Raw genomic sequence first — 26,012 nt, forward strand, 5'->3', positions numbered from 1 at the left:
GCTAATAATTTAATCTTTGTCAAACCATTTCACGTATAGTTTCCAGGCGTTTAGGCCGATATTCCCTGTTGATGGCTTACTTATTTTTTGCAGCAGCCCGTTGTATTTACGGAACCGCTCCAGGTCTTTATGGAAAGCGCCATTCTGACTATCGATAATTGCTCCGAAACGTTCCTGTGCAAATTCATACAACTCCATATCAAAAGCATTGACATTCCTGATAAGCTGCAGCGTTTCAGCAGATAGCTGATCTTTTACCGGCTTATCACTGATCGTATTCATTGGCTTATAAAAGGGGAACTTCCAGCCAAATTGATTTTTCATCAGTATTAACGTTTCGTCAAAACGCTCGGTAATACCAAATACTGCATAGTGCGATAGCAGGTTCGCTTTTGCTGTTTCCAACATCTGCCTGTTGCACTTTCCATTATCGCCGGGATGTATTCCGGATAATTGGCGGGTCTGTATATTATCCAGTTCAGCGCTCAATCCACTTGTCACAAAATCAGCAAGCTTCATTTTACTGTTAAGCACAACTTTATGCAGGTAATGATCTGGCAGCCTGAGTATGTAATAATAATAAGAAATGATCCTCTCCACCGGATCGCGGAGCAGTGTTACATATGTGTATGAAGGGAAATCCCTGTGAATGCCAAAGCTGGTATGTCCCTGCAACAGCTTCAGTTTTTGCCGTTTCTCCAGCGGCAATTCCTGAAATTCACTCATGGCTTCCCTGATATTCCCTGCTTTTTCCCTTACGTAGAAAAAGAACTGTTCATCTTCTGAGAAGCGCTGCTTCATAATGTGGACCAGGGTTGTTCCTGCACTTCTGGGCACATGGGTGAAGATAATAGGGTATTTAGGCCTGGCGCTTGCATCCGGTTCTTTCTTTAATGCACGGAACAGTATGTCGGCCAGTTCTTCGGGTTTATCTCTCCACATGAAATGCCCTACATCTTTCATTACCACGAGGTTCGCCTCCCTGGCAAAATATTTCCAGTCCTTATACCTGCGAGAGTAATTCTTTGTAAGCGGGTCTTTGTCGCCTACGATGCAATACAGTGGAGCATTGAGCTTGTTATAGGCTTTCGCCTTCATCAGTTCCAGCATATTGTTGAAGGATGCTGCAGCCAGCATACTATCATACTTGAAGTTGCGGAAGAAGATCACCTGATCTTCCGGCGATGCAGGGTAAGTAGCGTCTATAGTATCTAACAGCTGCATGATCTCCCTGTCAGTTCTGGGATCCTCCTCCTGGCTCTTTTTGGTGCGCGGCAATGCTGCGCCAATAAAGACAGCCTCACACATGACACCTGCTTCCTGCAAGAGCCTTGCAATTTCGAGTGCCAGTCCACTTCCATTACACTGACCATAGATCACTACCGGCGTATGGATACGCTGTTGTATCTCTACAACGATCGCAACGGCAAGCTCCTGCAACATTGTACGCATATTCTCATCCGCCCCTGGCTCAGGCCGTGGCAGGTGCACGCCATAAAATGCATAATCTTTCTCCAGCGCGGTAAGTGCATTGGTTGTTTTCTGATAGATGACAGGATCGCCGGCAGAATTCGGCACAGCAATGATACTCAGCTTTTTTCCTGGGCCGGCAGGCGAGAGCTCATGCAGATAATAATTAGTATCAGTCGCCTCCATGATCTGGACGGCCAATGCTTCTATAGTCGGATTCCTGTACAGGTCCGGTACGGAAAATCCCTTTCCGAACCTGGATACCATACGGATAGCTTTGAAGGAGTCGCCACCCAGTTCAAAGAAATTATCTTTGATACCCACAGTTTGTATCCCCAACACTTCCTGCCATAATGCGACCAGTTTCTCTTCTACTTCATTGCGGGGGCTTATATGCTCGCCGGCTGTTACAGCTGCCCCATCTTCTTTCCAGGCCAGCATAGCCTTACGATCTACCTTTCCATTGGAAGTAAGTGCAAGGGCATCGACCCGTGTCACCACTGCGGGGATCATATAATCGGGTAATTTTTCCGACAGTACAGCCCGGAATTGATCCTGTATAAATCCTTCCTTCACTACCAGGTAGGCACTGAGATAAGCATCCCCACCGGCGGTATATCTTACCAATACCACATTGTCCCGGACATCAGGATGTGCGGCTATTACAGACTCTATCTCTTCCAGTTCTATCCTGAATCCCCGCACCTTTACCTGGTTATCCTTCCTCCCGAAGAACTCAATATTTCCATCCTTCAGCCAGCGCCCCATGTCGCCTGTTTTATATAAGCGCTGTGCTTTTCTCGGCTGGAACGGATCATTTATAAATACCCTGGCTGTCTCTTCTGCATTATTCAGGTATCCACGTCCTACACCTGTTCCTGCTACCAGTATTTCGCCCTTTACACCGGGCGGACAAAGATTCAGGAAGCAGTCGGTAATGTAGATCTGCATATTTTGTACGGGGCTGCCAATAGGCACGATATCGCTCTCTATAGCTGCGCGCATGATATAGTGTGTAATATCATCTGACGCCTCTGTGGGGCCATAAGCATTGACCAAAGGAATATCAGGGAAGAGGCTGAACCAACGGGAGGTCAACTGTGGCTTCACTGCCTCCCCGGTCACCATCATGTATTTCAGATCTGCAAAGAGATGAGCGATCCTGCTTTCCTCTGCCAGGTGCAATAAAAGCGAAAGGTAGGAAGGAACTACTTCCAGCACGGTTACCCTGCTGGCTGCAATAGTTGTCATAAACCTTTGCGCATCCAGTATTGTTTCCTGGTCTACAATGACTGTAGTGCCTCCTGTTACTAATGCGGCAAAAAACTGCCATATAGAAATATCAAAACAATGAGATGCATTCTGCGCAATGATCGAAGTGCTGTCAAGTCCAAGATCATTGATCTTTGCATATAGATGGTTGATCATCCCGATATGCTCGATCATCACTCCCTTGGGCCTTCCGGTAGAACCGGATGTAAAGATCACATATGCAAGGTCGCCCGGTCGCAGCGTGTTGTCCACTTTATTATCCGGTTGTGCAGCTATTTCGTGTCTGAGCTCATCCAGTACAATGACATTCCTGCTACCTGCGTCTGCCAGCTGCGCCTTGTAATCAGCAAGGGTAATAATATTCGTAGCGGCAGTATGCTCCAGCATGTAGGCGATCCTGTCCGCAGGGTACTCAGGATCAAGCGGAACATACACACCGCCTGCCTTAAGAATAGCCAGTATGGCCACCAGCATATCCGGGGAACGGTGCATATAGACCGGTACCAGTGTTGAATGTCCTACGCCTTTTTTGCAGAGATAATGCGCCAGTTGATTAGAACGTCTATCTAATTCCCCATAGCTGCTCTGTTCATTTTTATAAACGAGTGCAATGGCTTTGGGCGTCCTTTTTGCCTGCGCTTCGATGAGCTCAGGTAAGGTTTTATCTTCCGGAAAATGCCGCTTATTATTATTAAAAGTGTTCAGCAGCTGATCTTTCTCTGACGTTGACAGCAGCGCTGTATGGTCTATTCGCTTATCGAGGGCATTGATAAAACAGTTCATTATTTTATCAAAATACCCATGTAAGGTTTCCATCGATACACCGGACTTCAATTTCCTCCTTAACAAATAGCTAACGGTCAACTGGTTGCCGGTAATATTGGTCGTTACATCCAGGTGTGTATTGGTCAACTCAAATGAGTCTACTTCCGCCTTTTCATCTCCCTCCGCATCGGGGTGGCTTTCCTCCAGATGATCGTATACATGAAAATCGATGAAGTTAAAGATAGTGTCAAAGAATGAATTGCTCTCCCCGGACTTCTCTCCTGCCGCATTGGATATTTCGAATAGTGTGGTACGCTCCCTTTTCTTAAGAGCCGCCAGTTGTTCATGTACCTTCCTGACGAAGGTCCGCCAGGTAGGCGCCTGGGGCGTATCCAGCCTTAGCCTGAATGGAACGGTATTTACAAAACAACCCAGCACCTTATCTCCATCTTCCGACTCCGGCCTGTTGTGGGCCACGAGGCCTACCGTCACTTCATTTTCGAAGGTCAGCATTTTCAGCGTGTACAGGTAAGCAGCAAACAGGAGGCTTCTGAGCGATATTCCATTATCCTTAACCACCTCTTTCAGCTTATCCACAAATGCAGCGTCATAATGCCGTAAGAACTTCTCTGCCACCACATCCTGTGAAAAGATGTCCAGGTGCTTGTAGCCAGCCAGTTCGTTCTGCCAGAACGCAGTATGCCCACCATCACTTTTGCCTGCCAATTCTTCAACAATTGCATTCCTGTTGTCCGACTTCAAAGGGGAAGGCTGGTAATCAGGATTACTTTTGAGGGCGATGTATGTATTGTTCAATTCCGTATTCAGCGAAGCACGGCTCCAGCCATCCAGAATGGCATGGTGGAACTGCAGGAGGAAGATGGTACGTTCCGGGCTTACTTTAAATACATGTGCCCTCCATAATGGCGCTTTTGAAAGATCAAAGGCATAAAGACGTTCCTTAGCCATAAAATCCCTTATCCATTTCCTTTGTGTGGCTTCTTTCTGAGACTGCACATCCTGGTAAGTGATACTCACCGGCACTTCCTTCAGTACTATCTGCAATTCTTCTCCGCCATCATTGTACAGGAATTGCGTACGCAATATGGAGTGCTTTTGTACCATCAGCGCAAAAGCACGGCTTAACAGGTCATGACTAAAATCAGGATCCTTAATATCATACACGAACTGATCATGGTACATCGGCATACCCGGATATAGCAGGGAGGAGAACAGCATACCTTTCTGTATATCACTCATGGGATATATGTCTGCTATCTCATCTGCATTATCCAGCAGCGCCAGCTTTTCTGCTTTCATCTGGTTGATCCTGTCCGATACCGATACCAGCAGTGCTTCATGCTGGTTATCCTGATGCTCCCTGTCGATGAATGCGGAAAGCTGTTGAATAGTATCATGCTCAAAAAAATCGGCCAGTTGGATGTTGGCGCCCAATTCCTTTTTTAACCTGTTCACCACCCGTATCGCAATAATGGAATCGCCGCCTATGTTGAAAAAGCTTTCTGTTGTGGTTATCGACGAAAGTTCCAGTACTTCCTGCCATATAGCCATGATAGCTGCTTCGCGTTCATTGGCCGGCAATACGGCTTCCTTCTCTCCTGTCGCCGGCTTTAACTCCAGCAAAGCCCTTTTATCTATCTTCCCGTTATTGGTTAAGGGCATTGTATCCACTTCCAGCAGCCATGCCGGCACCATATAATCCGGCAGCATTTCTTTAAGGCCAGCCTGCAGGGTTTTACGATCGTAACCTTCCTTTGGTACTACGTAGGCCACCAGTATCTTATCACCACTTGCATTCTCCCTGGCAAGCACAACCGCCTGGCTGATCGTACCCACCTGTTGCAGCATGCTTTCAATTTCCCCCGGTTCTATCCTGTAACCACGGATCTTCACCTGGTTATCTATTCTGCCGATATACTCAATATTGCCATCCGGCAGCCACCTGGCCAGATCTCCCGTCCTGTACAATTTTTGTTTTGCGGCAGTATTGAATGGATTGTCCAGGAACTTGTCTGCAGTAAGCGCAGCCTGATTCATATATCCTTCCGCCAATCCTGCGCCTCCTATATAGAGCTCTCCCGGTACACCTACCGGCAACAATTGCTGATCAGTATCCAGGATATACAGCTGTACATTCTCCAAAGGCTTTCCTATGGGAATACTATTGTTCTTATAAGGAGCGCTGTCACATGTATCTACAATGAATACGCTGCAGCCTACAGTTGCTTCAGTGGGCCCATACTCATTTATAATCTTTGTACAAATGTTACGTTCTGCCAGAAAGCGGAAATGGTTATATAAAAGCGCCTCGCCTCCCAATACCAGCTTCCCTGTAAAAAAGGGCTCTCCATGCTTTATCACTGCTGCTTCCAGCAAGGACATATGTGCAGGTGTCAGCTTAATAAAATCATAGGGGGCATGTTTCCTGAACGTTTCACTTTCAAACAGCGCGGTCTGTTTTTCCTCACTCACCACCATATATTTACCACAAAGCAGGGGCACGAACAGCGCTGTCAGCGATGCATCAAACGTATAGGACAAATGAACATAGCTGCCGGCGCCTCCTCCTTTCTCTGTGTAAAGGTTTTTAGCGCTCAAGAGATAGCTTAACAGGGCCGCATGGGTCACCATCACTCCTTTAGGATTACCTGTAGAGCCGGATGTATAAATAACATAGGCAAGCTGTTTGAGATGAGGTAATGGTAATGGCGTAACGGGTTGTGAAGCGAGCATATCTGCATCCCTATCAATATCTGCCAATGCCACCTGGCCTTCCAACGCATTTCTTCCTGCCTCGTTGCACACAGCGATGTTGGCCTGAGTATCTTCCAATATGTAGCGGATCCGCTTCTGCGGATATTCCGGGTCTACGGGCACATAGGCGGCTCCCGCTTTAAGTATTCCCAGGATTGCAACGACCATATCCAGGCTTCTGTTGGTGCATACAGGAACGAAGGTGCCAGCGCTTACTCCCCTTTGGTTTAAGTAGTGTGCAAGTTGATTTGACCGTTCATCCAGCTGCTGGTATGTTAAAGTATATTGACCGAACACGATAGCGGTGTTGCCTGGTGTAGCCTTCGACTGTGCTCCGATCAGGCTGATCACCGTTTCATCTGCCCTGGCACCGGCCACAGGTGTGCCGGCCATTTGAAGTATATGGCTGCGTTCTTCAGTGCTGAGCAGCTGAATACCATCCACGGTAACGGCGGTTTCAGTTATCAATTGTTCCAGCACATACCTGAAATGGGCCATGATCTGCTGTACGTATACTGCATCCAGTAGGGTGCTGTTGAAGCTGAAAACAATATCCGTTTCCGTCCCCATGGTAATGGTCAGGCTTAGTGGATAGTTATTCTGCTGGCGGACATGCACGTTGCTTACATCCAGGCTCCACTTGTGGGATTTCAGCATTTCACTTACAGGGTAGTTCTGGAAGGTGAGCGTGCTGTCAAACAGATCTCCGCGCACACCGGTCCATTTCCTGATATTGCTCAGAGCAGTGTACTGATACTCAAGAGAGGACAATTGCCTTTGTTGCATAGCCTGCAACCAGTCTACGATACCTTGTTCCTTTTGAAGGGTGGTTGCCAGCGGTAGCGTATTCACATACATGCCGACCTTGCGTTCCACTCCGGACATTTCATTCGGCCTTCCTGAAACCGTGAAACCGTAAGTCACCTGCTCATTCCCGGTATAACGGTATAAAAGGTATGCCCATACTCCCTGCATTACCGTATTTAAAGTAACACGGTTGCGTTGGGCAAATTTTTCAATTTTTGATGTGAGCACGGCGTCCAGCAGCAACACCTCGTCTCTATAGGTACCGATCCCTTTTGTTCTGTCCATGGCTGAACCGATAAAAGGCAAAAGGCAGCCTGTACTCATATCTTTCAGATAGTCGCGCCAGAAGGCTTCTTCATCGTCTTTGTTACGACGCTCGATAAAGCGGATATAATCTTCGTATTGATCAACCTCCACTGCCGGCGGCTGTTTACCGGCAGCAAGCAGATCATAGGTGTTCAGCAGTTCCACCATTAACGTGGGAGTAGACCAGCCGTCGATAAGGATGTGATGCCAGGTCCATAACATTTTATACCTGGTGTCTGTAAGCCTCAGCAATGCCACCCTGGTCAAAGGTGCTTTTGTAAAATCAAAGCCCTTTTGTCTATCGCTTTCTTCATATTCCTTTACCAGTTGTTCCTGCTGATCTGCAGGCAATCCGCGATAGTCCTGTATATCCACCGGCAACTTCACAGATTCATATACATACTGTATGGGGATCTTTAACTCATCATAATTAAAACCTGTGCGCAGGATACTATGATTGTTCAGCACATATTCAAAGCTACGGTGGAAAATACCTTCATCTAATCCCACCAGGTCGCAGCTTACCTGGTGTATATAAGCTCCGGCCTGCGTATCGTACAGTCCGTGAAAAAGCATCCCTTCCTGCAAACCGCTCAGGCGGTAGATGGAGGAAATATTGGGTACTTTTTTAGTACTTACCGCTTCTTTCTCCGCGATAAATGCGATCAGTTCCTGCTTATTGCTTTTTATAAAATCAATAATTCCCTGGTTACTTTTCACCGCCTGTATCTGTTCATCGGTGATCCGGCTTCTGTCTGCTTTCAGCAGCAAGCGATCATTTTCTACTACTAAAAAGAAATTTTCCTGCTCCAGGGTTGTTATAAAATCTTTTATCTCCATTATAATGAGGTTAATTTAAAAGCTTAAAATGTCGTCCAGACCTTGCTGCTTTTTCCTAAGGAATTCATCCAGTTCTTCATAGCTGATCTCGTCGCCTATTCCATAATCTGAAGGGGTATATACTACTCCATTATGTGACTGTGCTATGCAATGGGAAATAATATCACCTAATCTTTGCTGGTAGTCGCGGGCTAACTGTTCTATTGTTTCAGCGTTAAAGTGAAGTGTGCTGTAACTCCAGTTGATGCAAAGCATTCCACCCTGCACCATACTATTAATAGTGAGAAGGGCTCCTGCAGGATTTTCGGGGCTTATATTAGCGCCTGCATATTCAGCTGCATCGCTCAGCCATTTGCTATGACCGGCCATATTATCCAACTGGCCGAGATAGTTAAAAATGATATCCCAACATGGCTGTTGCAGTTTAGGGTCCCGGTTAATGTATTTCAGTACACCATAACCAATACCTTTATTTGGCAAACGGCGTAATTGTTCTTTCACACTTTTCAGCAGTTCTCCTTCTTTGATCTGCAGGGGTGTTTCCAGGAGAACGGGGTAAAGACTGGTGAACCATCCTACTGTACGGCTGATATCTATAGCAGGCTCCAGCACTTCCCTGCCGTGGCCTTCGAGGCCAATGATCACTTGCTGACGACCGGTCCACCTGCATAAAGTGGCTGCCAAAGCAGCAAGCAGTACATCGTTTATTTCTGTGTGGTATACTTTGGGTACCTCTTTCAACAACTGACGGGTGCGATCATTATCGAGCATTACCGCATGACGGGCTATATCCATCATGCGTACCTGTACATTACAGGGTTTATCTGAAGACAAAGGCACGTACTGTTGCTGTATCTTCTGCCAGTACAGCTCCTGCGATAAAAGACCTTTGCTGGCAGCATACCGTTCAAGTACGCCGCGCCACTCCCTGCAGGAGGCCGATTTTTCCTGTAAAGGCAGCTGGTTGAATATCTTTTCCAGGTCTTCCAGTAAAATACGCCAGGACACGCCATCCACTGCCAGATGGTGAATAATGATAAGCAGCCGGTTGCGCGACAATGCCGCCGGTGTTTGTATCAGTAATGCATTTACCAGTTTACCTTTTGCTATATCAAGGCGCTGCTGATATTCTTCTCCATATTTACGGATTAGCGCCTTCACTTCTTCTACAGGCGCCGCCTGCAGATCCACCCTTGTAATCACTTCACTGATGGCGCCATATTCCTGGATCCAGTTGTTTCCTTCCTGATGGAAAGAAAAGCGCAGGGCATCGTGCTGCTCCATCAGTTGCCGGAATGCGCTTTTCAGCTGCAGTTCGTCAATGCCCTTATCAATTTCCAGTAATACGCTCTGGTTATAATGAGAAACATGAAGCGGATGGCTTTCCAGGTACCACTGCTGAACGGGCAGTAACCCGCATGAACCGGTCAGTATACCTTGCTCGCCCGCATTTATTTTATTGGTACGTCCCGCTACAACAGCCGCCAGCTGGGAAATTGTCTGGTAGATAAACAAGTCGCCTGGTTGTAATATATAGCCTTTGTTCCTTGCTTTGTTCACTACCTGTATGGTAATAATGGAATCGCCCCCTACTTCAAAAAAGTTATCTTCTATTCCCAATGCCCCCGTGCCGAGCAGCTCCTTCCATATCTCGATAAAATCTTCTTCGATCCTGTTCCGGGGAGCTACGTAGGTGTTTGCTCTCGTGGCAGCGTCATCATCCGGATCAGGGAGCTTTTTCTTATCCACCTTCCCGTTGGAGTTCAGTGCCAGTTGCTCCATACATACCAGCGTAGAGGGCACCATATATGCCGGCAGTTTACTCCCCAGGTATGTGAGTATCTCATCTTTCTGCCATGCATCTTCCGGCACGATGTAGGCTACCAACCTGTTATTATTTGAGGCATCTGTCTTCACGACCACCGTTGCCTGTTTTACCAGGCTGCAGGACAGCAGTACATGGATGATCTCACCGAGCTCTATCCTGTACCCACGGACCTTCACCATGTCATCCCGACGCCCCTGGGAAATAATTTCTCCATTGGCCTTCCATTTGCCCATATCACCGCTTTTGTAGATCCTGGAATGAGGATCGGATGAAAAAGGATCCTTTATGAATTTCTCTGCTGTCAGTACCGGCTGACCCAGATACCCTTTTGCTACGCCAATGCCCCCTATCCAGATCTCGCCTGTTACACCGATAGGGCATAACTGACCGTTGCGGTCTACAATATAAATATCCGTATTGTCCATCGGCGGGCCAATATGCACAGGGGTTGTTACCTCCATCGGCGCCATTGTGGAATAGATGGTTGTCTCTGTAGGACCATATGCATTAAACAATTCACCATGCTGCAATAATGCCTGCATGACTGATTCGTTCAAGGTATCTCCGCCTGTTATCATTTTAAGGCCGCCCGAATATTGCCATCCGCTATTCAGCAACAACTGCCACAAACCGGGTGTACACTGCAAATGGGTGGGTCGGTGCGCTTCGATTTCCTTTGATAGCCGGAAACCATCAAGAACAGCTTCCCGCTCTACCATCACCACTGTTCCGCCGCTTGTAAGCGGCATATATAATTCGAGGTAAAAAATATCGAAACTAAAAGTACTGAAGGATAGCATCGTGGATGTCGCTTCAAACGCCAGGGTCCTGACCATATATGCAATACAATTGACCATATTGCGATGTGTGATCATAACACCCTTAGGTTTTCCTGTAGAGCCGGAGGTAAATATGATATGTATCACATCATCCGGCGCCAGGGTATTTACCAGGTCATCTTCAACTGCTGTTGCAATGAAAGACCATGCCGTATCCAGCTCTATCATACTGATCTCTTCCTGAAGGGACAATTTCCCCTTGCATGCGGCATTGGTAACAATGAGCCTGGCTGCTGCATTCTGAAGCATATAAGAGATCCTGTCCTGGGGCAATGATGGATCTACCGGTACATACGCGGCGCCTGCCTTTTGTATCCCCAGTATGCTAACGATCATGTCCAGGCCCTTCTCCAGGCATACAGGTATCAAATCTCCTTTACTGACGCCCTTCGCCTGTAAATGACGGGCCAGCTGGGTGGCACGCTGATTAAGTTCTTTGTATGTGAGCTGTGCCTGCCCGAATATGATGGCCACATGTTCCGGTGTCTTTAATGCCTGCTCTTCAAAAAGGGCGATCATCGTTTTATCTGCCGGATATGGCATCTTAGTATTGTTGAAAGCGACCAGCAACTGTTGCAACTCTTCACTATCCAGCATCTGCATGGCCCCTATTTTCTGTACCGGCTCACCTACCGCTGATCTGAGCAGGTTTGAATATTGCCCCAGCATCCTGGAGATGGTAGGTTCAGTGTAAAGGTCTGTACAGTATTCAGCAGTTATCTGTAATCCGTCTTCATTCCTGTTCACATAAAAGGTAAGATCAAACTTAGCAGTAGTGGTGATCCTTTTTTGAGCCTGCAGGCGTAGTCCGCCAAAATCGCGGCCACTAATGTCTGCCTGCTCATTATCCTGCATGGCGAACATTACCTGGAATAAAGGGTTACGTGAGGCATCCCTTTGCTTCACGACTGCATCAACTACTTTTTCAAATGGTACCTCCTGATGTAAGTATGCCTCCAGCGTATTGGTTTTCACCTGCTGCAATAATTCCTGAAAAGAAGGGTCTTCACCTAAATTGCTTCTCAGCGCAAGGGTATTGACAAAAAATCCAATCAGGCTCTCAGTTTCTGCACGCCCCCTGTTGGCAACAGGAGTACCTACACAGATATCGCCCTGGCCACTGTACCGGTAAAGCAATACCTTAAAAGCGGCCAGCATCGCCATAAACAACGTAACGCCTTCATTGGCACACAGTATTTCCAGCTGAGGGATAAGATCTGCGTCCAGCTGGTATCTGACCAATGCTCCACGGTTGCTTTGCCGGAACGGTCGTTCATAATCAGCCGGTAATTGCAGGGGGAGTACATCCTGTAACCTTTCTTTCCAATATTGCAGTTTACCAGGAAGAGCGCTTTCAAGGTAAGTACGTTGCCAGACAGCGAAATCTGCATACTGTATGGCCAATGGTGTTAAGGGGTCTGGGATATTGTTTATACGGGCCTCGTACAATGTTGTCAGTTCATTCATCAGTATAGCCGACGACCATCCATCTGTGGCAATATGATGCATCACAAGCACCAGCACGTGTAAATCCGGCTTTCTCCGCACCAAATGTGCCCGCAACATATACCCTGCAGCCAGGTCAAATGGCTGGTTTATTAAAGAAAGGATAAATTCATGCAGGGTATTATCATCAAGATCATGGTCCGTCATTTCAGGTTGCCATTCGCCTGCACTCTTAACCTCCTGGCTGGCGATGCCATCTCTTCCTATAATTGCCGTTCTAAGCACCTCATGTCGCTGCACAATACCCCTGAGGGCATAAAACAATGCGTCTACATTCAGAGGGCCTTCCAACGTAAACACCATAGGTATATTATATTGTACGGTATTACCTTCCAGCTGATCGATCAACCATAATCGTTCCTGACTGTAGGAAAGTGGTATCTTCTCTGTTTTTGGAGCCGGAGCCGGCGCCTGAATAGCCACCACCCGTTCCTGTCGATCTATATGTGCAGCCAGCAGGGCAATAGTAGGATAATTGAAAATATCCGTCAGCTGGATATGAATGGAAAAACGGCTGGTGATCCTGGATAACAGCTGAATAGCTTTCAGGCTCCCCCCTCCTATCGTGAAAAAATTATCGTTCACGCCAAATCCATCCCTTTTCAGCAGGCTCTCCCAGATACTTTGCAGTGTCTTTTCCGTTTCATTACGTGGCGCCAGGAACGGAGTATGTGCATCCGTTATTTCCTGTTTTATTTTGGTGGGTAGATTTAGCAGGTCCTTTCCGGTCCTTCCTGCCAGGGTTTTACTCACCAGCCCTTTCATAGCGTCATGCGGCTGATTCATTTTGGGTTTCTTTAATGGCAAAAAAATATCTGTAACATGGTATTACCTGTTACCGGGTTACAATACACTAAAATGTCTGTTAAAAATTCCTATCTGTCTTTGATCCTGCTTTCTGCATTATCGACATCTGCACTACTTTTCCTTCCTTTCATCTGGCTAGTCCCGAAATTGTATGTGAAAGACAAACGTAATTGCCGAAGATCAAGATAGTTAGCCTCTCTTCCGTTTACATTGGCATATACATAATGATGTACATAGTTCAATTTGTTTAGGATGTTGTATACACTCAGCTTTATATTGGCTTTTTTATTAAGCAACGATTTTTGTGCGCCCACACTGAGATTGATCAATGATTCCAGCTTTTCCAGGCCGAATATGCGGGGAGATTCATACTTAAATGAAACATCAAAACGGTAGGACGCCGGCAGGGTAAAAGTATGTATGGTACTGATGTTATATACAAACTGCTCTTTATTATAAGACCGGCCTAAATAGTTATTGGCTTTAAACTGGTCATAATAACCTCCAACACTATTTTCAACTGTCCACCAGCTGGCAATATCGAATGGAGCCAGCAAAGTCAGCGAAATGATGTTACGTGCATCAAGGTTGATGGAAGTGGAAATATCAACGTGGGTGATACTATCTATTGTATGTATACCTGTAATGGGATGACTTGTCCTGCTATACCCGAGGGTTAATGAGTACCTGTCCCGAAAAGTTTCTGTGAGGTTAACAGCACTGGTATAATCCGGCTTAAGTAATGGATTGCCCGTCACATAGTAATAGGCGCCTACATAGATTAAAGTGGGATCAAGGTCCTGGTAAGATGGCCTGTTAATGCGCCTGCTATAAGACAGGTTCAGCAGGTGGTGACGGTTTATTTTCTTTGAAAGGCTTGCACTGGGAAAGAAATCAGTATAATCATATTTATAAGCGATGTCCTTCAGCAATAGTTCAGAAGCAGAACTGGTATGCTCTACTCTTAGTCCTAATAAGACAGTGAGCCCCTTTATATCTTTCTTGGCATTGATATATCCTGCCAATACATCTTCTTTATACCGATAATCATTATTTCTCGATTCCACATTCTCATAATGACCGTTCGTCAGCGAATCATAACGCAGGTAGTTCCGCTGTCTGGTCCAGGAGCCCTTTGTACCAGCTTCCAGCAGCATGCCATTACTAAGAGGAAGGGTATAGTCTATCCTTCCAATATGGTTGTAGATATTAAAAGGTGCGTTGTTGATAACATGCTGCACAGGGCGAATAAGTTCATCTGTATTATTATAAGATGCATTCCGGTTAACGCGCCTGTCGGTATTATCAAATTTTGAAAGCGCATAGTTAAATTCAATTTTATGACCAGAGGAACTAAGGTTCCTCAGATAATTTACCGTAAACGCATAGTTCGTTAGTTTCTTGTTATTGTCTGTCCATGTATTATAACTGGAATCAATTCCGGGACGACTACTGCTGGCAGTGGAAGTATCGTGAATGGACCTTATTTTGCTAAATGAATTATAATATGCATTTAAACTTATGAAATCCTTTTTAGTTATATCGTAATCAATACCCAGCTTCGCCGTATGGTTCCTGAAATGCGGCAGGAAATAGGTATCCTCATGAATATTAACAGGCTGATCTCCACTTATAGCTCTATCCAGCACAAAATCCACGGATTTGCGCAGGTTACTGTAATTGTACGAAGCATAAATATTAAGCTTCTTTCTTTTGTAATTGACGGCTACCGACTCCATGAAATTTGGAAAAAAGCCCTGGTTATAGCCGGTGGTAACGGTTCCGTTAAACCCTTTCTGGTTACTCTTTTTGGTGATGATATTTATTAGTCCGGCCGCTCCTGCTGCGTCATATTTAGCGGGAGGAATGGCGTACACTTCAACTTTACTAATGGATTCGCCCTGCATGTTTTGAAGATATTCATAAAGCTGATCTCCACTTAATGTAGCGTTCTTGCCGTCTATCATCACAGTCACACCGGACTTTCCATTTAATCTCACCTGCCCTTTCTCATTGACGGAAACACCGGGTATCTGCTGCAATAGCTCGCTGGCTGCACTTCCCGACAGGATAGCGCTTCCCGCAACGTTGAGGGTGGTCTTGTCCGGCTTTATGTCCATTACCTTCCGGATGGCATTGATGGTGACTTCCTGGAGATTTTTGCGGGCCTCCGCCATTCTTATATGCGGCAGATGTAATACGCCCTCTCCGCTCACTTCAAATTCCGCCGTGGAATAAGGAGTGTAGCTAACATAAGATATCTCAACTGAATATCTTCCTTTGTTGATATTGGTAAATACAAACTTTCCATCCTTATCAGTCTGCGTATTAAGCACCATGCCGGCAGGCGGCCTCATTAGTTTAACTGTACAATATGGTATTGCGTTACCTGATACACTATCAGTTACAATCCCGTCAACACTCGATTGTGCATGCAAAAATGTGGGTATTATCACGACAGATAGTAAATAAATAATACGGTGCACCTTCATTAAGATCTAATTAACAATAACAAGTTGTGGCTCTCGAAACTGCAGGGTCCATATCAAAGTCGGCAAGTCCATAACGTATTAGTGAATACTTGAGGGAACGAGTTAACTTTTGAATTACAGCTTTTTCAGATACTATTTATTCTTTAAATATTGAGAACCTAAATTAGAGAAAAAAAAGCAATGACAAAATTCCATATAAAATAAATTAGTCGTAAGAGGCATAAACTGTAGGAGAAAATCAGCCGGATGCCTTGTCAGACCGGGCTATTCTAACAATCCGGAAATTCTTAATAATTAAGAACGCTTCGCTATTTAATTTATGTGTTCCACCGTTTAATTTTCTCTCTCTTAGCAGGTGGTCTTATCGTGGCTTATCCTCATCGCAGTGAGGATCAGGCTCTTCTGCAGACATGTAATACTGACGGGCACTTTCTTCTCGCGGGATATGTAAGGGCCTCATAAGGTTGCATCTTCAATGCATGAACAAGGCGCATATTCTGAATTAATTTTGAAGTTCCTATGACGGGAAGAATTGTTAACCCTCAGGGAATTGCTGTCTACCACTCCCACCCATCCATGACGGATCTTTGTACTGTCATTTAAACTCAATGTTATGAACTATTCAAAGTTCGCTTTTACAGACGCCATCAAAACCATTCAGAAACGATTGGGCAGCAGGGGTGCTTATGAGCGGGTAGAAAATATGAGCTATGTAGATGGATTAACACCGGTTGAAGAGGAATTCATCGGGCAGTTGGACAGTTTCTATATGGCATCTTTCGGGGAGAACGAATATCCTTACATCCAACATCGCGGCGGACCCAAAGGCTTTATTAAAGTGATAGACAATGAAACTATCGGTATCGTCGACTTCAGTGGCAACCGCCAGTATATCTCTGTAGGCAACATCTCGAAAAACCCGAAGGTTTCCCTTATCCTCTTATCATATCCGTTGCGGGCAAGATTGAAGATCTATGCAGAAGCGGAAATTGTGGAAATACAGGACAACCCTGCTCTCTTCGATCTGCTGAAACCGGAGGATTACAAATACAGGCCAGAGCGAATGATGATCTTCCACATCAAAGCTTATGACTGGAACTGCCCCCAGCACATAACACCCAGGTTCACTGAAGCGGAAATAGCCGAGCTAATATCTTCCAGGGACAGGCAGATACAACAGTTGGAGCAGCAGGTAACAGACCTGAAAAAAAAGCTGGAAGCTAAGTAAGGACAAGACGATGTGAACATTCATATAACAAGTTAAATCAGCAATTGACCGATATGTCACGACTAATGGCAACAGACCCGGATCAGGCCACCGGCATGACGAAGGAGCTTTTTGACCTGGTAAAAGGCAGGATGGGAATGGTTCCCAACATCATGAGCATGTTAGCCAATTCACCGGCGGCGCTTAGTGCTTATCTCGGATTCAATGCCGGCTTACGTCATGCATCCATTGGCAGCGAACTCTGTGAACTGATCGCACTTACCGTGTCCGGCGAGAACAAAAGCGCTTATTGCATTTCCCTGCACAGCTTTATCGGCACAGCAATGGGTATGGATGAACGGGCATTGAAAGAAGCCCAGTATGGAGTGTCTTCTGATCCGGAGATCAACACGGTGCTGCACTTCGTTAAAGAAGTGCTCCGCAGCCAGGGCGCGGTTTCGGATGCCGCGCTTCAGAAAGTAAAAGCCGCGGGATACACCGAAGGCCAGATCGTGGAAATCATGGCGCAAATATCATTGAGCATATTCACCAACTATGTGAACATCGTTGCGTCAACGGATATTGACTATCCTATCCGGACCTGTGCAACAGGAAAATGACGACAACACTGCCATAGCAGACAGGGAAAAATTGCCAACTCTACGGGAATTACTACCTAACGCTTATTCCCGTTTAAGATGCAATTTTGAACCATAATAAATCAAAGGACATCTGACAACAAAAATTATCATCACATGAAAAAGATAGCAATCAATGGATTTGGACGTATCGGACGGGCAGCATTAAAAATTATCATGGAAACGCCAGACCTGCAGGTTGTGGCCGTTAATGACCTGATGAGTATCGAAAACGCGGCTTACCTGCTTAAATATGACAGCAATTACGGAAAGTATCAGCAGGATGTCAGCATTGAAGGCGATACGATCCTGGTAGGCAGACATCCTGTAAAATATTCCAGTATCAAAGATATTGGCAGCCTGCCCTGGGCTGCTGTACAGGCAGATGTAGTAATTGAAAGTACCGGCATCTTTACCAATATGAGTGCTGCCGAAAAACACCTGGCTGCAGGGGCGAAATTTGTGGTCATTTCCGGTCCCACCAAAGACACTCCCACTGTGGTGCATGGCGTAAATACAGAAGACGGTAAAGTATCGGTTTTCTCCTGTGCAAGTTGTACAACCAACAATATCAGTCCCGTGATCGAAATACTTGGCCGCAGGCTTGGCATAAAAAAAGCAGTCCTTAATACCACCCATGGATATACCGCCTCCCAGACCCTTATTGATGCACCATCCAAACGGGAACCCCGCATGGGAAGGGCGGCCGGCATAAACCTGGCGCCGGCAGCAACAGGAGCTGCCATAGCGACTACAAAAGCACTGCCTCAATATGCAGGAAAATTTGACGGAATTGCAGTCAGGGTACCTGTACCTGTCGGCTCTATATCAGACATCACCTTCATTGCAGAAAGAGCTACCTCCGTGGAAGAGATCAACCAAATCCTGATCGAGGAATCCAGATCTGCACGCTACGAAAAAGTACTTGCCGTAACCGACGAACCACTTGTGTCTACAGATATCATCGGCAGTGCCTTCGCCGCAACGGTCGACCTGGAAATGACGCGGGTAGTTGACGGAGACCTGGTAAAGGTAATGGCCTGGTATGACAACGAATGGGGCTTCACCAATCAGATGATCAGGCAGATCCAGTCTATTTAGTTTATTATCCTGTCAAAACTCATCACGATGGCAGCAGCTTATGTTGCCTCGCTAAACAGGATAAGAAGATTAATTAAACCCGATCCGGAATAAATCAATACAAAAAAACATGGCAAACAATTCAACACAGGTCCAGGTAACTTACCTGGGCGGACCCACCGTCATTATTGAAATAGGTGGACTAAGACTCATGACAGACCCAACACTCGATCCTGTAGGTACAAAGTTTGTGCTGAGCGAAAAAAGCACCGAGGAGAAACTTGCGGGTCCGGCAGCTTTTCCTGAGCAACCCATCGACATCGTTCTGCTGAGTCACGATCAGCATTTTGATAATCTTGACGGAAAGGGAAGAGCATTCCTAAAAGAGGCAAAGCTCACCATAACGACAAAGGCCGGGGCAGGACGACTGAAAGATACCGGTGTAAGCAGCCTGGGGCTTGATCCCCGCGAGTATCGTACCTATGACGCGCCAAACGGCGATCGCATAAAAATAACGGCTACACCTGCACGACATGGCCCCGCAGGCATCACTAAAATGACCGGAGACGTGATCGGTTTTCATATTGCGGTAAGTGGCAGTCAGGCATTTGAGCTGTATGTAACCGGCGATACTGTATACTACAACGAAATCGAAAAGCTTGGTGAACGTATTGACCCGCGGTACATATTCGTATTCGCCGGAGCAGCGCGCCCACGTGGACCTTTTAATTTAACCATGGGCACTAATGACGTGATCGACACTGCTCATGCCTTTCCTAATGCAACGCTCATTCCTTTGCATTCAGAAGGCTGGTCACATTACACTGAGAACAACAACAATCTCCTGGAGGCCTTTAGCATACTTGGCATTGCAGACCGGTTGCAGATCCTGGAACCAGGCGTGGTTACAGCACTTTCCCCGGACTGATCTTTCCTGCAGCGCTCCCATGAGCACGCACAACAGCATTACCAGATAGACAAATACGAATGGAGCCGCGCAATGCCGATTGCATGGACACGTCTTCTTTTGCCCCATCAATAAACTTAACTGTCATGTCACGTTTAACCGCTTTAGATCCGGAGGAAGCCACCGGGAAGACAAAGGAACTTTTTGAGATCCTGCAACGAGAGATGGGAATGATCCCTAATATGATGAGGGTCTTGGGTAACTCGTCTGCGACTTTAAATGCGTATATGTGCTTTAATGAAGGCATGAGCCATTCCACATTGACCAGTACATTGCGCGAATTGATTGCCCTTACGGTGGCCAACGCGAACGGCTGTGACTACGGCAATGCCGCACACAGTTTTGTAGCAGGGGAAATCGGGTTGAACGCACCCACAACAGATGATGCGAGGCATGGCATCCATTCTGATGTAAAGATCACCGCTGCCCTGCGTTTTGCCAAAGAGGTGCTCAGCAAGCGTGGAGCCGTCTCCGACGAAACTATACAGCATGTGAAGGCCGCAGGTTATACCCAGGGTGAGATCATCGACATCATTGCACAGATAGCACTGAGCATCTTCACGAACTACATCTACGTAGCCGCAGTAACCGACATTGACTTTCCCAAACTTGCACCGATCATCAATAATGATTCACTCAATTTTAAATGATAAATCATGAAAACAACATTCAATACCCTTAAGATTAATGGCGTGGACATCTTCTACCGCGAAGCAGGTAACAGGAATAACCCCACCCTTGTATTGCTGCATGGTTATCCCACTTCATCTCACATGTTCAGGAATCTGATCAGGGACCTGTCTGACAAATACCACCTCATTGCACCGGACTATCCGGGTTACGGAAGAAGTGAGCAACCACCGGTGGCTGAATTTGAGTACACCTTTGACAACTTTGCAAAGATCGTCACAGCCTTGCTTGAAAAACTGGATATCCGGAAATACAGCCTGTACCTGATGGACTACGGTGCTCCGGTAGGCTTCCGCATTGCAAGTGCCAGCCCGCAAAAGATCGATTCCCTGATTATCCAGAACGGATGTGCCTATGAAGAAGGACTTGAAACCTTCTGGGATCCCATCAAGGCCTACTGGAAAGACAGGAACAACAAAGAAGCAGAAAACACACTCCGTGGCTTCCATAGCCCTGAGGGCCTGAAGTGGCAGTATACCCACAATGTACCTGATCCGCATCTGATATCTCCCGACAACTGGGAGATAGATCTGAGACACCTGGAAAGACTAGAAAATGGTGATATTCAGCTGGCACTGTTCTATGACTACCAGAACAATGTCACCCTCTATCCCCAATGGCAGCAATATTTCAGAGAGCATCAGCCACAAACGCTGATCGTGTACGGCAAGAACGATTACATCTTCCCCGGGTCCGGAGCCGAGGCATTTAAGAAAGACCTGAAAAATCTGGAATTTCATCTGTTCGAGACGGGACACTTTGCCCTCGAAAGCTTTGGTGATGAAATTGCGGCCATCATCAGCGACTTCCTTTCCCGAAAAGTGGTTAAATAACAATAAATATTAATAACCCATCGTAGTCAGCGTATTCCGAACCTTTCACTGGTAGCGGGATACGCTTGCTTGCATCTTTGCCCTAAGCTTCTATCTTTGTAAAAAAAATCCATGGTTTTTGTAAACAACACCAAAGAACGCCTCGTTGTATCGGAGCTCGACAACTCCAGCATTGAGATGATCACTGATGTGAGAGAAACTGATATGACATTGATCTGGAATGTGGGAGAACGGATGAACATTACCATCGATAAAATACCCTACTCGCTTAAAAAGAACCAGATCATTTTTCTGACCGAATTTCATAAGATCGATAATATAGAACTGGAGTCTGCAAGAATGGTCCGTTTCAATCAGCCATTTTACTGTATTGTGAACCATGACAACGAGGTAGGCAGCAAAGGGCTGCTCTTCTTTGGCGCTTCCGGTGTACCGTTGATATCGCTGCAAGACCATCAGATCAGGGATTTTGAGATATCCTGGGAAATGTTCTGCTCAGAAATGAAAAAGGACGAACTATTAAAACAGGACATGCTACAGGCCATTCTCAAGCGCCTGCTCATTCTCTCGGTAAGGATACTGATCCAGACAACAGCTTTCCATAAGCTGGAGAAAAGGCAGGGCGATATTGTCAGGGAATTCTACTGGCTGGTGGAAAGACATTTTGCCAAGGAGCATGAAGTAGCCTTTTATGCTTCCAAGCTGAATAAATCGCCTAAAACACTTTCCAACCTCTTTTCCGTTTTTTCCACACGTAGTCCGCTGAACATCATTCACGACCGGATCCTTATCCATGCCCGGCGCCAGATCAATTATTCGAACCTGTCCATCAAAGAGATTGCATATGAACTGGGGTATGACGATATACAGACTTTCAGCCGTTTCTTCAAAAGCAAGGAAGGCATGTCACCCATTCAATACCGTGAAAAATTTGACAGGGCCTCCCAGCAGCTAAAAACACATTCCGATACCCATATTCAGGCCTGAACATTCCCCGGCAAAGCGGCATGTTGCGGTGGTCCATCAGAAAAGTCATCCTGCGCCTTAGGATGATAGGGCGAAAAGACCTATTTTTGAGAAGTTGACAAGTCCCGCCAGACGGGCAATTCACCTTATGATCTGCTAAGATGCACGAACCGCTTTTTGACTATATAGAACGTTATGCCAGGGCAAGCATTACAGACGATGAGAAAGACATCATCAGATCTTCATTTGAACCCAAAAGGCTCAGAAAAAAACAATACTTTGTCGAGGAAGGAAAGATATGCCAATATACAGGTTTCATTGTGAAGGGCGCCTTCCGTCAATATAGCGTAGATGACACGGGCATGGAGCATATACTTCAGCTGGCTATTGAAAACTGGTGGGTGGTAGATCGTCAAAGCTATATTAATCAGACCCCATCCAGTTATTTTATCGAAGCCTGGGAAGACGCAACATTACTCATCTTACCCCGGGCAAAGCTCGACGTTATTCTGGAAATTCCGGTTATACAATCCATGTTCTGGCAGATGAGCGAAAATAATCACATTGCCTTTCAAAAGCGCGTGGACGACACCATCAGCCTCAACGCAGTAAAGCGCTATGAAAATTTTGAACGTTTATATCCCGAGATCGTCCAACGGTTTCCACAGCACCAGATAGCTTCCTATCTTGGAATAGCGAGAGAAACCCTAAGCAGAATAAGACGACCATCCTCCCGTTAATTTTCCTGCCTCGTATCTTCAATTCCCTGTGATAATTGTCATCATCCGATTGTGACATTTATCATCGTGTACAGCTCTTTCAGCAATGTAATTTTGCTTCATAAGTTCAAAGAAAACATCGTTTAAAACTTATCGAAAGCAAAACATAAATTATGAAAAAGTTCAAAATTGAAGATACAGTAATGCTACTGATCGACCACCAGGAAGGTACCATTAATTTCTCCGCCAACAGGCCTCATGAAGAGATCATATCCCGCGCACGCACCCTGGCGAGAGTTGCCAGAGATCTGAATATACCGGTTGTACTGACCTCCAGCCAGGAAGACCTTGCACAAGGACCACTACTAAAAGATATGGAGGAAATTTTGCCGCAGCAATTCGCCAACCGTGTGAAAAGGCAGGGCATTACAAATGCGTGGGAAGACGACGCATTCAAAGCCGCTGTACTTAAAGCTGCAGACGGGAGAAAAAATATAGTAATGGCCGGCCTTACTAATGACGTATGTATTGTTTGGCCTTCCATCTCCATGGTGGAAGAAGGTTTTGATGTGCAGGTTGTAATTGACGGAGGGGGTGCCCCAAGTCAGATGGCAGAGGATGTGGCCCGAAATACCTGGGAAAAACATGGTGTACGTACCACCACCATCAGCCAGTTTATCTCAGAACTGGTACATAGCTGGGCCACACCGGAAGGTGAAAAGGTGAAACCTATTCTTTTCGAGGAAATTTATTCCAAATTATTTAAGTAATGCAGCAGCAGTGCCGGTATGGCCGGCACTGCTTTAATACTATCTCGTTATGTTACAGAAAATAACACATGATGCATTTAAAAGCCACGGCTCTATCCGGATCCTCTACCCCGGCCTCGCGATGCCCGGCCAGGATTCCGGCATAGGCAGCATCGGCCGGATAGACCATGCTACAGTACACGGCAGACAGCACATTGGCATGCACCCACATGTCAATGACGAAATTCTATCTTACTTCAGGACGGGAAAGGTTCAGCATATTGACTCTGAGGGCAACAAAGATACTGTTGGGGCAACGCGCCTGATGCTGATGAAAGCCGGGAAACGCTTCTACCATGAAGAATATATCGATGGTCAGAACGAGCCATTTGAAGGCCTGCAGATATTTATAAGGCCCGGCGGGAAAGACCTGCCACCTGAGGTGATCTTCCACGATCTCAAAGAGCATGACAGTGAAAATCAATGGCGGCTGCTGGCCTCACCTGCATCTGATACAGCTTTTACCTTCAGCAGTCAGACCTGGCTGTACGATGTGAAACTGACAGCTCGTAAAACGCTGGCTTTACCGCCCCTGGCCGAAAAGGGATTTACTGCACTGCTATACGTCTATCAGGGTTCAGTTAAGGTCAACGACGAAATAGCTCTTAATAAAATGGAGTCACTGGTCTCAAAAAATGAGGTCATTTCTATTCAGGCAGACGAGGATGCTGAATTGGTCTTATTTCTCACCGACGAAAATGCGGCCATTTTTAAAGACGGCATGTACAGCGGTAACGTAAAGAATATTTAATGGTACTACCGGATCAACATAACAACAGATTAGCCTTGTACTAATACCCGAACAGCGATGCATACTCCGCGTCAATCTGGAAGTTCCTTACCCCCGCCGCTTTCAGTCGGTCCGCCTGTGCAGCAGCCTCGGATGCTGCATCTGCACCATGAAAGGCCCAGGCATTGATCACACCAACGACAAGTATGTTGTGACGGCGGGCCCAATCATTGTCCGCCTTACTGATGCTGTCTGAAAAGAGATAGTAGTTTGAAGACCTATAGTCAGGTCTGTGCATATTCGCCTCCAGCTGCTGACGGGTACAACTGAGCCGGATCTTCCCGGTAAAATATTCGGTGGATTCGTCCGTACCAATCATCAATGCGCTATTATACAGATCATACTTCTTCAACAGCGAGATCAAACGTATCCAGACGGTGGTATCGTTACCAGCTAACTTATTATCGATCATAAGGCCCAGTTTTCCCCTGCAATGCTGCAATACCTCTTCGAGTTTCAATACCCGGTAACCATTTGCATTGTGTAGTTTACTGATGGCCTCCCATGTCATGGAAGACACCGCACTATCCAATCCGAAAGAGTTTTTGAAGGTGCGGTCATGGTGCGTTACCAGCACACTGTCTCTGGTCATACGCAGGTCAACTTCCACCATCCAGTAACCTTTGGCAATCGCTTTGGTGAGCGCCCGCAGGCTATTCTGGCCGGCGGTACTGTCCACAATGCCTCCCCTGTGTGCAATGAGCCGGTAATGTTTTGCCCCTGCGGCAGATTGTGCCTGTGAATGTATACTGGTCAGTAACAGATAAGTAAACAAGATAGATACAATATACTTTTTCACCCTACAATGATTTAATTCCAATATTAGCACCGGCGTTAAAGTTGTGATATTTTTACCTTTCATGCAACATGGAAAGTTGTAATTAAATGTATTTCAGCGCGTTCCGTCTGAATAAGTAGTATAAAGTCAGCTATTAGCTTGGGTCATATATCAATAAAATATTATATTGGCAGCCAAAATTCAAGGCAATGGAAAAATTACTAGCGAAAAAGGGGATAGAATTCCTATCGTACACCGACGAAGAAGGCTCTCAGATAAGCTATGCCTTCACGAACAACATGCTGAAACAGGGTATTGTTGTTGTTTTGTCTGAATGGCAATATGAGGGGGACGAAGAAGAGGAAGAATCCGAAGAATGGGAAGAAACAAGCGTTGAGCTGAACGGAGATGAGGAAGCCTGGGAGGAAGACGATTCAGAAGAAGAAGCTGCACCGGAATCGCTTTTCGAAACAACAGTGTCAGTGATCTTAACTAAAGGCAATGTTTCTTACGAATTTGGCGTGTATGCAGACGACCGTGCAATTGTACCACCGATCTTCCTCTATAGGGTTATTCTTGACCTGATCGACATCATCTCAGGTAGCGATGCAGATAGTCTGCTGGAAATGCTCGAATCAGTGTCTACCACAGTTAGTTCTTCTGAGGATTTTGCTGATGAACCTGAAACACGTAATCAGATATATAGCCTGACAGTAGAACACCTGGAAAAAGCAGCGCGTTTATTGGCAGAAAAATAATGTTGCTACCTGCGTAGCATTCGAAAAATAAAAGGACAGCGGAAAGATCTGCTGTCCTTTTTTTATGCCT

15 protein-coding genes are annotated in these 26,012 nt (G+C 46.1%); 11 read left to right on the forward strand and 4 right to left on the reverse strand.

What is annotated here, in order from left to right:
- Nucleotides 1-9: 9 nt before the first annotated feature.
- The 3 genes from MYF79_RS28140 to MYF79_RS28150 all read right to left on the reverse strand — a co-directional run bounded on the left by MYF79_RS28140 (nucleotide 10) and on the right by MYF79_RS28150 (nucleotide 15,653).
- Nucleotides 10-8,235, reverse strand: coding sequence for a non-ribosomal peptide synthetase (locus tag MYF79_RS28140; protein WP_247811197.1), 8,226 nt, complete (start codon nucleotides 8,233-8,235; stop codon nucleotides 10-12).
- 15 nt (nucleotides 8,236-8,250) lie between these two features.
- A complete protein-coding gene (locus tag MYF79_RS28145) occupies nucleotides 8,251-13,194 on the reverse strand; it encodes a non-ribosomal peptide synthetase (protein WP_247811198.1) in 4,944 nt (1,647 codons plus the stop codon).
- An 89-nt stretch (nucleotides 13,195-13,283) separates the two neighbouring features.
- Nucleotides 13,284-15,653, reverse strand: coding sequence for an outer membrane beta-barrel family protein (locus MYF79_RS28150; protein WP_247811199.1), 2,370 nt, complete (start codon nucleotides 15,651-15,653; stop codon nucleotides 13,284-13,286).
- Between the two features lie 667 nt (nucleotides 15,654-16,320).
- On the opposite strand from MYF79_RS28150, the gene MYF79_RS28155 reads away from it, so the two are divergent.
- The 10 genes from MYF79_RS28155 to MYF79_RS28200 all read left to right on the forward strand — a co-directional run bounded on the left by MYF79_RS28155 (nucleotide 16,321) and on the right by MYF79_RS28200 (nucleotide 24,367).
- On the forward strand, nucleotides 16,321-16,935 hold the full coding sequence (locus MYF79_RS28155) for a pyridoxamine 5'-phosphate oxidase family protein (RefSeq protein WP_247811200.1): 615 nt from the start codon (nucleotides 16,321-16,323) through the stop codon (nucleotides 16,933-16,935).
- 53 nt (nucleotides 16,936-16,988) lie between these two features.
- A complete protein-coding gene (locus tag MYF79_RS28160; protein ID WP_247811201.1) occupies nucleotides 16,989-17,534 on the forward strand; it encodes a carboxymuconolactone decarboxylase family protein in 546 nt (181 codons plus the stop codon).
- Nucleotides 17,535-17,669: 135 nt separating this feature from the next.
- Nucleotides 17,670-18,653: a type I glyceraldehyde-3-phosphate dehydrogenase gene (locus MYF79_RS28165; RefSeq protein ID WP_247811202.1), complete on the forward strand. Its 984-nt coding sequence runs from the start codon at nucleotides 17,670-17,672 to the stop codon at nucleotides 18,651-18,653.
- Nucleotides 18,654-18,762: 109 nt separating this feature from the next.
- Nucleotides 18,763-19,560, forward strand: a complete 798-nt coding sequence (locus MYF79_RS28170) for an MBL fold metallo-hydrolase (RefSeq protein WP_247811203.1) — start codon at nucleotides 18,763-18,765, stop codon at nucleotides 19,558-19,560.
- Nucleotides 19,561-19,685: 125 nt separating this feature from the next.
- Nucleotides 19,686-20,249 carry a carboxymuconolactone decarboxylase family protein gene (locus MYF79_RS28175; protein ID WP_247811204.1) on the forward strand — a complete coding sequence of 188 codons (564 nt, stop codon included), beginning with the start codon at nucleotides 19,686-19,688 and terminating at the stop codon, nucleotides 20,247-20,249.
- 6 nt (nucleotides 20,250-20,255) lie between these two features.
- Complete coding sequence (locus tag MYF79_RS28180) at nucleotides 20,256-21,122, forward strand: alpha/beta fold hydrolase (RefSeq protein ID WP_247811205.1); 867 nt, start codon at nucleotides 20,256-20,258, stop codon at nucleotides 21,120-21,122.
- Nucleotides 21,123-21,233: 111 nt separating this feature from the next.
- Nucleotides 21,234-22,109, forward strand: a complete 876-nt coding sequence (locus MYF79_RS28185; protein WP_247811206.1) for an AraC family transcriptional regulator — start codon at nucleotides 21,234-21,236, stop codon at nucleotides 22,107-22,109.
- 140 nt (nucleotides 22,110-22,249) lie between these two features.
- Complete coding sequence (locus MYF79_RS28190) at nucleotides 22,250-22,828, forward strand: Crp/Fnr family transcriptional regulator (RefSeq protein ID WP_247811207.1); 579 nt, start codon at nucleotides 22,250-22,252, stop codon at nucleotides 22,826-22,828.
- A 152-nt stretch (nucleotides 22,829-22,980) separates the two neighbouring features.
- The gene (locus tag MYF79_RS28195) at nucleotides 22,981-23,577 is read left to right on the forward strand and encodes an isochorismatase family protein (RefSeq protein WP_247811208.1); all 597 of its coding nucleotides are present in this window, start codon (nucleotides 22,981-22,983) and stop codon (nucleotides 23,575-23,577) included.
- A gap of 49 nt (nucleotides 23,578-23,626) precedes the next feature.
- Complete coding sequence (locus tag MYF79_RS28200) at nucleotides 23,627-24,367, forward strand: pirin family protein (protein ID WP_247811209.1); 741 nt, start codon at nucleotides 23,627-23,629, stop codon at nucleotides 24,365-24,367.
- Nucleotides 24,368-24,407: 40 nt separating this feature from the next.
- Here the strand turns inward: MYF79_RS28200 and MYF79_RS28205 are convergent, their stop codons facing one another.
- Entirely contained in the window at nucleotides 24,408-25,205 is a 798-nt protein-coding gene (locus tag MYF79_RS28205; protein WP_247811210.1) for a glycerophosphodiester phosphodiesterase, read from the reverse strand.
- 188 nt (nucleotides 25,206-25,393) lie between these two features.
- Between MYF79_RS28205 and MYF79_RS28210 the strand changes: the two genes are divergently transcribed.
- Nucleotides 25,394-25,942 carry a hypothetical protein gene (locus MYF79_RS28210; RefSeq protein ID WP_247811211.1) on the forward strand — a complete coding sequence of 183 codons (549 nt, stop codon included), beginning with the start codon at nucleotides 25,394-25,396 and terminating at the stop codon, nucleotides 25,940-25,942.
- Nucleotides 25,943-26,012 lie beyond the last annotated feature (70 nt).

It is taken from the genome of Chitinophaga filiformis (assembly GCF_023100805.1).
Classification (GTDB): Bacteria; Bacteroidota; Bacteroidia; order Chitinophagales; family Chitinophagaceae; genus Chitinophaga; species Chitinophaga filiformis_B.

Bases quoted from the DNA above. Each gene is read 5' to 3' on its own strand.
- MYF79_RS28140 (WP_247811197.1), bottom strand. From the start codon at position 8,235: ATGGAGATAAAAGATTTTATAACAACCCTGGAGCAGGAAAATTTCTTT.
- MYF79_RS28145 (WP_247811198.1), bottom strand. From the start codon at position 13,194: ATGAATCAGCCGCATGACGCTATGAAAGGGCTGGTGAGTAAAACCCTG.
- MYF79_RS28155 (WP_247811200.1), top strand. From the start codon at position 16,321: ATGAACTATTCAAAGTTCGCTTTTACAGACGCCATCAAAACCATTCAG.
- MYF79_RS28160 (WP_247811201.1), top strand. From the start codon at position 16,989: ATGTCACGACTAATGGCAACAGACCCGGATCAGGCCACCGGCATGACG.
- MYF79_RS28165 (WP_247811202.1), top strand. From the start codon at position 17,670: ATGAAAAAGATAGCAATCAATGGATTTGGACGTATCGGACGGGCAGCA.
- MYF79_RS28170 (WP_247811203.1), top strand. From the start codon at position 18,763: ATGGCAAACAATTCAACACAGGTCCAGGTAACTTACCTGGGCGGACCC.
- MYF79_RS28175 (WP_247811204.1), top strand. From the start codon at position 19,686: ATGTCACGTTTAACCGCTTTAGATCCGGAGGAAGCCACCGGGAAGACA.
- MYF79_RS28180 (WP_247811205.1), top strand. From the start codon at position 20,256: ATGAAAACAACATTCAATACCCTTAAGATTAATGGCGTGGACATCTTC.
- MYF79_RS28185 (WP_247811206.1), top strand. From the start codon at position 21,234: ATGGTTTTTGTAAACAACACCAAAGAACGCCTCGTTGTATCGGAGCTC.
- MYF79_RS28190 (WP_247811207.1), top strand. From the start codon at position 22,250: ATGCACGAACCGCTTTTTGACTATATAGAACGTTATGCCAGGGCAAGC.
- MYF79_RS28195 (WP_247811208.1), top strand. From the start codon at position 22,981: ATGAAAAAGTTCAAAATTGAAGATACAGTAATGCTACTGATCGACCAC.
- MYF79_RS28200 (WP_247811209.1), top strand. From the start codon at position 23,627: ATGTTACAGAAAATAACACATGATGCATTTAAAAGCCACGGCTCTATC.
- MYF79_RS28210 (WP_247811211.1), top strand. From the start codon at position 25,394: ATGGAAAAATTACTAGCGAAAAAGGGGATAGAATTCCTATCGTACACC.